The 8,688-nt window shown below is 29.7% G+C and carries 9 protein-coding genes; 1 reads left to right on the forward strand and 8 read right to left on the reverse strand.

All coding sequences use genetic code 11. The annotated features are described in order from the left end of the window. Nucleotides 1–41: 41 nt before the first annotated feature. From HMPREF0629_RS01840 to HMPREF0629_RS01860, 5 genes are all read right to left on the reverse strand, one after another. Nucleotides 42–560: a nucleoside 2-deoxyribosyltransferase gene (locus tag HMPREF0629_RS01840; protein WP_009221670.1), complete on the reverse strand. Its 519-nt coding sequence runs from the start codon at nt 558–560 to the stop codon at nt 42–44. Between the two features lie 8 nt (nt 561–568). Beyond that, the gene (locus tag HMPREF0629_RS01845; protein ID WP_009221671.1) at nt 569–1,192 is read right to left on the reverse strand and encodes a hypothetical protein; all 624 of its coding nucleotides are present in this window, start codon (nt 1,190–1,192) and stop codon (nt 569–571) included. A 13-nt stretch (nt 1,193–1,205) separates the two neighbouring features. Beyond that, nucleotides 1,206–1,856, reverse strand: coding sequence for a DUF1361 domain-containing protein (locus HMPREF0629_RS01850; RefSeq protein ID WP_009221672.1), 651 nt, complete (start codon nt 1,854–1,856; stop codon nt 1,206–1,208). Nucleotides 1,857–1,925: 69 nt separating this feature from the next. Beyond that, nucleotides 1,926–3,815 carry an ABC transporter ATP-binding protein gene (locus tag HMPREF0629_RS01855; RefSeq protein ID WP_009221673.1) on the reverse strand — a complete coding sequence of 630 codons (1,890 nt, stop codon included), beginning with the start codon at nt 3,813–3,815 and terminating at the stop codon, nt 1,926–1,928. After that, entirely contained in the window at nt 3,802–5,541 is a 1,740-nt protein-coding gene (locus HMPREF0629_RS01860) for an ABC transporter ATP-binding protein (protein WP_009221674.1), read from the reverse strand. The genes HMPREF0629_RS01855 and HMPREF0629_RS01860 overlap by 14 nt, the downstream gene beginning before the upstream one ends. 108 nt (nt 5,542–5,649) lie before the next feature. On the opposite strand from HMPREF0629_RS01860, the gene HMPREF0629_RS01865 reads away from it, so the two are divergent. Further along, on the forward strand, nt 5,650–6,174 hold the full coding sequence (locus tag HMPREF0629_RS01865) for a phosphatase PAP2 family protein (protein ID WP_009221675.1): 525 nt from the start codon (nt 5,650–5,652) through the stop codon (nt 6,172–6,174). On the opposite strand, the gene HMPREF0629_RS01870 is transcribed toward HMPREF0629_RS01865, so the two are convergent. The 3 genes from HMPREF0629_RS01870 to HMPREF0629_RS07630 form a co-directional block, all read right to left on the reverse strand. Further along, the gene (locus HMPREF0629_RS01870; protein ID WP_009221676.1) at nt 6,171–6,632 is read right to left on the reverse strand and encodes a nucleoside deaminase; all 462 of its coding nucleotides are present in this window, start codon (nt 6,630–6,632) and stop codon (nt 6,171–6,173) included. The genes HMPREF0629_RS01865 and HMPREF0629_RS01870 overlap by 4 nt on opposite strands. Before the next feature lie 728 nt (nt 6,633–7,360). Next, nucleotides 7,361–7,561 (reverse strand): DUF1858 domain-containing protein, encoded by a 201-nt coding sequence (locus HMPREF0629_RS01875; RefSeq protein ID WP_009221677.1) that lies wholly within the window; start codon nt 7,559–7,561, stop codon nt 7,361–7,363. A 29-nt stretch (nt 7,562–7,590) separates the two neighbouring features. Further along, nucleotides 7,591–8,511, reverse strand: coding sequence for a stalk domain-containing protein (locus HMPREF0629_RS07630; RefSeq protein ID WP_009221678.1), 921 nt, complete (start codon nt 8,509–8,511; stop codon nt 7,591–7,593). Nucleotides 8,512–8,688 lie beyond the last annotated feature (177 nt).

Raw genomic sequence — 8,688 nt, forward strand, 5'->3', positions numbered from 1 at the left:
AAAAGGACATAAAAACAGACGGAAGGTTTTCCGTCTAAGTGTTACTCTCTGTTTATAAAGTTTTTTATTATGTCTACAATTTCATCTATGTAACTGTCATCTCCGGGATATCCTATAACTAAATGGCCGTGTTCTTTTACTTTACCTATAATCATTAAGTTTCTGTATAGTTTATTTTCTCCGGTGCCCATGTATCTCATATCGGTAATAAGTCCTATAATTATGCGAGGAAAGTTTTTGTTTATTCCGTATTCTTCTTCAATTTCATTTATAATACCGTGAGCCATAATTTCAGCTGCTACACCATCGTCAATTGTAAGTCCGTCAAGGCAGGCAATTAAGATATTTGCATTTTTAAGTTCTGCTGTATCCGCTTTTGAGATTGCAATGTCATTTATAATATCGTCATTATTTTTCTTATCATTAATTTCTGCATTTCTTTGGGGAACATATAAGTCTATTCCAGTTTCTCTTTCAATTATTGATGCAACTCTTTCAGTCCATTCAAAAGTTGCTGCGTTGAAAAAGTGAGATGCAAAGTATCCTGTATATTTTTTCATATGACCTCCTAATTAAGAATTGTATCTTTAAATTCAAGTGTAACTATTATATAAGTATCGTCATTTTTGAAGTTATATTCGTCAAGGTATGTTGTAAGATTGTTAACTCTCATGTCGGAAGATTGAGTATATTGTCTCATTCCGAGTATAATAGGTCTATTTAGTTCCAAGGTTTTTATATCATTTTGAAAAGCGCTTGCACTTGAAGTATATTCTTCTGGAAAAACAAGGATATCATCAAGATTTGTGGTTATTACGGAGAAAGTATCGGAATTATTTGTATCTGTTGTTTCTACAAAAATTATTTTATCATGATAAAACCCTGTTCCCACTGAAAAGTATTTGGAATGTTCTATGATATTATTGGAAAGACCGCTTTCTTTTCTCAATTCTCCATTTTTATACACATTAAAATACAATTCCCAAGATTTGGCATTTTCCGGTACTTTAATTTTAAAAAATTTTATTTCATGTGAAAGTTGTTTACACATTTTTAGCAACATTTCATTTTCAAATTTTTCATCCGCTGTTTGTATTGCCATATTTTGCTTTGACATTTCATTGCAGCCGGTGAGAAAAATTAAAATTAATAATACGATTATAATTTTAGATTTTTTAAAAATTTTTTCCATAACGATCTCCGAGTTAGTTGTTTTTTAAATTAAAAAACATCAGTATTATTACAAAATGTACTATTGCAAAAATACCTATAAGCATATAGTCGTTTTCTGTAGCACTGCTTAGTATACTTGTTGTAATATCTCTGATTTGAAGTATATCCCAAGAGTTGAATCTTAAAAATCTTCCGATATAAACGGCTATTCCGCAAATTCCGGAATATAGCATAAGTAGTATAAAACTTGCAATTTTATAGCCGTAGCATCTTAAAATTTTTAGTATGTTTACAAAACTTTCAAAGCTGAGTACAAGTGATAAAACCACCATTACTGTATCACAACTCAGCTTTATCCAGTGAGTATAGTCCTGGATATAATTTACATTTCCGCCTGAAAATACATAGTATTCATGAGTCTTTATGTGTATAAGGTCTGTGAACATATAGATTGCGTTTGGATAGAATATTGTTGTTATAACTAATCCTATAAAGCATAAAAAAACTTTATTTTTATGATTTACACAGAAGGTACTTATTATATATGGAATTAGTGAAAGACCTACATTAAATATTAAATATCTTCTGTTCAAGTTAAAGTATATTATTATTGCGGAAAAGCATAAATATATCAAGATATATATAAAAACTTTTTTAAAATTGTTCAAAATTTCTCTATTCATAGTATCTCCTCAGGTTTAATTTTAAAAAATATATTCAAATAAGTCAAATAAAAAAGACATCTTTCGATGTCATTCTTTATCTTCAAATCCCTCCGTATATAATTTGTAATAGGTTCTTTTAAGTGCAAGCAACTCATCGTGACTTCCTCTTTCTATAATTTTTCCCTTTGACAATACTATTATTACATCTGAATTTTTAACAGTTGAAAGTCTGTGTGCTATTACAAATGTAGTTCTGCCTTTCATAACTTCGTCCATTGACTGTTGAACCAACATTTCCGTACGAGAGTCAATTGAAGATGTAGCCTCGTCCAAAATCAGTACGGGAGGATTATAAATTTCCGCTCTTGCAATAGAAAGCAGCTGCATTTGACCCTGTGAGAGATCGGAGTCTGTACCGGAAATTATGGTGTTATATCCGTCTTCAAGGAGTGATATAAAATTGTGTGCCTGAACTTTTTTAGCAGCTTCTACTATTTCATTTTCACTTACGTTTTCTCTTCCATAGCTTAGATTGTAGTTAATACTTCCTGTAAATAGATGTGTATCTTGAAGTACCATACCGAGTGAGCGTCTTAAGTCTTTCTTTTTAATTTTTTTGATGTCAATTCCGTCATAGGTTATAGAGCCTGATTGGATTTCATAGAATCTGTTTATCAAATTTGTAATTGTGGTTTTTCCTGCACCGGTTTCACCTACAAGGGCAATTTTTTGACCGGGATGGGCATATAGTGAAATATTGTGAAGAACATCGGTTTTGCCGTCGTATGAAAAACTTACATTTTCAAATTTTATATCTCCCATTAATTCGGTGAGAGATGAGCTTTCGTTTGTACTGTCTTTCCATGCCCAATGTCCGGTTCGTTCTTCACATTGAATAAGTGAGCCGTCGGAGTTTTTACGAACTCTTACAAGTTCAATATAACCGTCATCATTTTCTTCTTTCTCATCAAGTAAACTGAAAATTCTTCTTGCTCCGGCAAGAGACATAATCAATTGGTTCATCTCTTGAGAAATATTTCGCATCGGACCTGAAAATGCTCTGGACAGTTCGAGAAATGCGGCAATAGTTCCGACTGTTATTCCAAACATATTATTTAGTGCAAAAAGACCGCCGACAATTGCTATAAAAGCATACTGAAGATTGCCTATATTAAACACTATGGGGATTAATATTAGAGAGTATCTGTTTGCAAGCATTGTATTTTCTGCAAGTTCGTTGTTTATTTTTTCAAAATCATCTACAATATTTTTTTCGCGTGAAAATACTTTTATTATCTTTTGTCCGTTAATTGTTTCTTCGATAAATCCGTTTTGAAGACCGAGGGATTGTTGCTGTTTTAAAAAGTAGGTTGAAGATTTTCCTCCTACAGAGTTCATAACTTTTAGAAGTAATACCATGCATATTGCTACAACTATGCTCAGCATAGGAGAAGATATGAGCATTGCAATTGTAACGGCAATTATTGTAACAACAGATGAGAAAAATTCAGGCAGAGTATTTGTGAGCATTTGTTGCATAGCTTGTGCATCATTTGTATAGCGACTCATTATATCACCGTGAGAGTGCGTGTCAAAATAAGCGATGGGCAGTTTTTCCATGTGCTCGAATAATTCATCACGTATTGTCTTTAATATATTTTCTGAAATTGTAACCATCATTCTCGAGTATATAATTGTCGAAATAACTCCGGTCAAGTAAATAGCCGCAAACTTTGATATCATAAGAATAAGCGGTGTAAAGCTCGGGTTTGGAGTAGAAAGCATGGGTGTTATATAGTTATCAATTAGTATTTTTAGAAATATAGAAGATACTACACCGACTGATGATGATAACAAGACTAAAGTTATGACTATGAAAAACTTAAGCTTATATTTTTTAAAAACATAGGAAAGCAGTCTTTTGATTGAACTTAAGTTTTCAGAGGAAGTTATTTTTGAATTTTTATTTTTGTTCATTAAGCTCGCCTCCTCTGTTTTGGGTTTGGGCAATTTCGCGATAGATTTTATTTGTTCTGATAAGCTCGTCATGAGTGCCTATTGCATTTATTTCTCCGTTATCCATTACTATTATATAGTTACAATTTGCAAGAGAATTTATTCTTTGTGATATAGTTATTTTTGTAAGTTCGGGGTTTGTAGCTTTAAGTGCTTCTACAAATTTAATTTCAGTTGAGTTATCAAGTGCAGATGTAGAGTCATCTAAAATTAAAATTTTTGGATTTTTTAATAGAGCCCTTGCAATGCAAAGTCTTTGACGTTGACCGCCGGAGAAGTTTGTTCCACCTCTTTCGACTTTTCTGTCATATCCGTCCTTATCTTCCATGATGAAGTCATGAGCCTGTGCAATTTTTGCAGCATTTATTACCTCATCGATGGTTGCATTTTCATTTCCCCATTTTAAATTTTCAAGGACAGTTCCGGTAAACAACTGATTTTTTTGCAAAACAATTGAAATGTTGTCTCTTAATGACTTTAAATTGTATTCTCTCACATCAATTCCTCCGATTTTAACACTACCCGATAATGTGTCATACAGCCTTGGAATTAAGGATACGAGAGTTGTTTTAGAAGAACCTGTTGCTCCGATAATACCTACGTTATCTCCGGATTTTATAGATAAATTTATATTTTTAAGACTTAGTTTATTTTCGTTTTTAAAGTAAGAGAAATTTACATTTTCAAAATTAATACTTCCATCTGAAATCACAGTTATTCCATTTTTATCTGATGTCAGAGAAGGATTTTTATTTAAAACTTCTACGATTCTCCCGGTACTGTTTCTTGAAATAATTAAATTTACAAGTACCATAGACATCAGCATTAAAGAAATTTGAATCTGAAAAGAGTAGGTTATAAGGCTTAACAGTTGTCCTGTTGTAAGATTACCTGCAACTATAAATTTTGTTCCAATCCATGCAATAAAAATTGTAAGAAAATAAACCGAAAATTGCATAAGAGGAGCTGATAGGGCTATCAGTTTAGAAACCTTGGAATAATTATTAAATAATTTTTTTGAAGTACTTTTAAATTTTTCACTTTCATGATTTTCTCTGTCAAAGCTTTTTACAACTCTTATGCCGAGTAAGTTTTCGGAAACAATAGTATTTAGTTTGTCATAGGTTTTAAATATAATTTCAAATATTGGAAATGCTTTTGAAATTATAAAGTAGATGCCGATGATTAGTATCGGGAAGATTAATAGAAAATTTAAAGATAGAGATCTATTTATTCTAAGACTCATTAAAAAAGAAAAGATGAGCATTAATGGAGCTCTTATTGCAAGCCTTATGCTCATTTGAAATGCAATTTGAACATTTTGAACATCGGTTGTCATCCTTGTTACTAAAGAGCCTTTTGAGAAACTGTCTATATCTTCAAATGAATAGCTTTGTATTTTTTTAAACATTGCATATCTTAAATTTTTTGCAAGACCTGATGATGCTTTGGTTGCAAAGTAACCGGAGAGTATTCCGGAAAACAGAGCTATAATTACGCATAGTATCAATAAAAATCCCATCTTAAATAAATCTTCTTTGGAGCCTAATGTGATTCCTCTGTCAATTATTAAACTCATCAGATACGGAATGGCAATATCCATAAATACTTCAACGATTACACAAGATGGAGATAAGAAAGAATATATTTTATATTCGTTTAAATAAGATATAATTTTTTTAATCATATTGCCTCCTTTTAAATAATATTTTACAATATAAAGAAAACTTAGATTAAGATTATATACCTAAAAAAAATAAAATGTAAGTAAAATTTTTTAAGGCGGTGAAATTTATTGGAGCTTAAAATTTTAGATATGATTTCTACAATCAGAAATCCGATTTTGGATAAGATTATGATTTTTATATCAACACTTGGAAATGCAGGAGCAATATTTATTATAATAGGATTGTTTTTATTTATAAGAAAAGATACAAGGCGGATTGGACTTACTGTTTTAATTTCACTTTTGTTTTGTTTAATATTCGGAAATATTATATTAAAGCCGTTGATAGGAAGAGTTAGACCATATGATGCCAATAATGTAAAAATAATAGTGAAGCATTTAAAAGATGCATCTTTTCCATCGGGACATACATTTTCCGCTGTGGCATGTGCAATGAGTGTGAGCTTTTACAATAGAAGATACGGAAGAATTTTATTTGTTTTTGCAGCGCTTATGGCATTTTCAAGAATGTATTTATATTTACATTATCCGACTGACATATTGGGAGGAGCAGTTCTTGGAATTTTTTGCGCGTTACTTAGCAGAGAAGTTATGAAGTCGGATAAATTAAAAAAATATAGAGAGGTTAATTAACCTCTCTTATTTATTCTAAGCTCTATAAAAAAATTTGATATTAAATTTTTACAATCGTCTTCCAAAATTCCAAATTCACATTCACAAGTATGGTTAAAATTATAGTTAAGTAAATTTATTTTACTTCCACAACAACCGAATCTTTCATTTTTAGCTCCGATGTAAATTTTTTTAAGTCTGAAATTCAGAATTGCACCGGCACACATTGCACAAGGTTCTAATGTTACATACATTGTACAATCTTCAAGATGATAGGAGTTTAAAAATTTAGAGGCCTCTTTCATTGCGATAAGCTCTGCATGAGCTGAGGCATCTTTTAAAAGTTCTTTCTTATTAAATCCTCTGCCGATTATCTCGTCGTTAAAGACTATAATTGCTCCGATTGGAATATCACCGTTGTCATATGAAATTTTTGCGAGTTTTAAAGCTTCATTCATAAAAAAATCATTTCTATTCAAAGTATCACCATTTAAATTTTAGCATAAATAAAAAAAATTTCAAAAAAATTAAAAAATTTTTAAAAAAGGTGTTTACAAAAGTATCACTTTAGGGTATAATAACAATACCAAGATAAAACAATATAAATTCTTGGGATGAAACTTGACAATTCTATCCAACTTTTAAGAAATCACCAATAGGGTGTTAATATAGATGTTAAGTTATATAATATAATATGATGTGAAAAAACATCTCGTATAGTATAGGACTGTAAGCTTTCTAAAATTCAATGGGCAACAGATTTTAGGTAAAAAAGTTAAAGAAATATACTTACAACTCAAGAAAAGTTGAACGTTAAGTTAATGTAAGAACGTTAGATAAGATGAGTTGTATAAAGACTCATGTATAAAAAATATTAAAATAATCTTATAGCATGGATAATAAAAAACTATAAGAAAATAAATGAACAGGAGTAGATAGAACAGTGATAGAACCAAAAAGATATCGTTGGATGGAATTGTCAAACTAAAAAGATAGTGAACTGATAAATAAAGTACACTATCTTTTTTATTGTTTAAAATTTAAGTTGAATTATCAAGGATGATAAATTTCAGTTGATTATTTTTAAAATCTTGAGCAAAATAAATTATAAAAATATTTTAATAAAAAATTTGAATTATTTAAAATTACATATCCAAAATTTAAAAATATAAAATTGAAAATAAAAAAACTCCCGAAAGGGAGTATTTTATTCAGGTTGTTCTTGTGTATTAAGCGCTTCTACCAATAAGTCGACATTTAATCCATGGACAAGAGCCGCCTCTTCAAGAGATTCCATTTGGCTTGCAGGGCACATTACACAACCCATTCCAAAACTCATAAGAGTTCCGATAGATTCAGGCTTATTTGCAAGAAGTTCGCCTATTATTGTATCTTTTGTAACTTTCATTCTATATACCTCCTAATAATATTTACCCATTAGTTTTTAAATTCAATAGCAGATAGACTTTTAAAATTTGAATTTTTATTTTCATCTTCATAAAAACCTAAAATCAATTTGAATTTTTTCTTTTTATCAACAGATTTTAAAATTTCATCTAAATTGATTTCATTTGATTTAAGTGCCATAAATTCTGATTTTTCACCTTGTTCAATTTTTAAAATTGGAGAAATAACAAATTTTCCGTCATATTTTAAGTGAACCGGTTTTAATACTACAGAATTGTTTGATGCTTCATAGATAGCTTTTGCAGAGACTTGTTTTTCTCCATTTACAAGAAATACAATTGATTTTGCAATAGATGTAAAATCTTCAATTTTTAAGGATTTTATATCTGATATTTTTATTGATTTAGAATTGGAAATAATATCTGTTGCTATTGCTTTTATTTCAATTTTTTCTCTCTGTATTAAATCTGTAGGTTCAATTTTTTCAGATTTAATTATAACGGTGTCTTCTTTTTCATCATAATCTACATAAAATCCGATTGTTTGTCCAAGATCTCTCAGTTTGAAATAATTATTTCCGTTTATATTGTATCCGTCATAATAAATTTCGTTTCCATCAATTGTAATATTTTGTGTGGATTTTTTTGCATCAAGATTTTTATTTTCAGTTGTGGTTAAATCCGAACTGAGTTTAGTATAGCTTTTATCTCTTGATATTTCAATTATTTTCTTTTCTTCATTATATTCAACATTAAATTGAACTTTAGAGTTATTGAGTATTGCTGCAATATCTCTCAGTTTGAAATAATTATTTCCATCAATATTATAGGCCTCAAGTTTAACCTCATTATTATCAAAAGTAACTTTTTGATCTGTCGGTAATACTTTTGCATATACGTTCTTTGCAATCAAAGTGCAAAGAAATAGTGATAAAACTAATATTTTTTTCATTTTATTACCTCCTTCAATAATTATAAAGGCTTTAAGCATTAAAGTCTACCATATGTATAGTATAATGAAAAAATAAAAGAGATGCCATATGAGTTCGGGTGATGAATATTTAGATTATATTTTGAAGCAGTTAAGTGGACTTTCGGGATTAAATATAGAAAGTTGATGGTATTATAA

The organism is Peptoniphilus sp. oral taxon 386 str. F0131 (assembly GCF_000090945.1).
In the GTDB taxonomy this organism is placed as follows: Bacteria; Bacillota; Clostridia; order Tissierellales; family Peptoniphilaceae; genus Anaerosphaera; species Anaerosphaera mikwangii.

Bases quoted from the DNA above. Each gene is read 5' to 3' on its own strand.
- HMPREF0629_RS01840 (WP_009221670.1), bottom strand. From the start codon at position 560: ATGAAAAAATATACAGGATACTTTGCATCTCACTTTTTCAACGCAGCA.
- HMPREF0629_RS01845 (WP_009221671.1), bottom strand. From the start codon at position 1,192: ATGGAAAAAATTTTTAAAAAATCTAAAATTATAATCGTATTATTAATT.
- HMPREF0629_RS01850 (WP_009221672.1), bottom strand. From the start codon at position 1,856: ATGAATAGAGAAATTTTGAACAATTTTAAAAAAGTTTTTATATATATC.
- HMPREF0629_RS01855 (WP_009221673.1), bottom strand. From the start codon at position 3,815: ATGAACAAAAATAAAAATTCAAAAATAACTTCCTCTGAAAACTTAAGT.
- HMPREF0629_RS01860 (WP_009221674.1), bottom strand. From the start codon at position 5,541: ATGATTAAAAAAATTATATCTTATTTAAACGAATATAAAATATATTCT.
- HMPREF0629_RS01875 (WP_009221677.1), bottom strand. From the start codon at position 7,561: ATGAAAGTTACAAAAGATACAATAATAGGCGAACTTCTTGCAAATAAG.
- HMPREF0629_RS07630 (WP_009221678.1), bottom strand. From the start codon at position 8,511: ATGAAAAAAATATTAGTTTTATCACTATTTCTTTGCACTTTGATTGCA.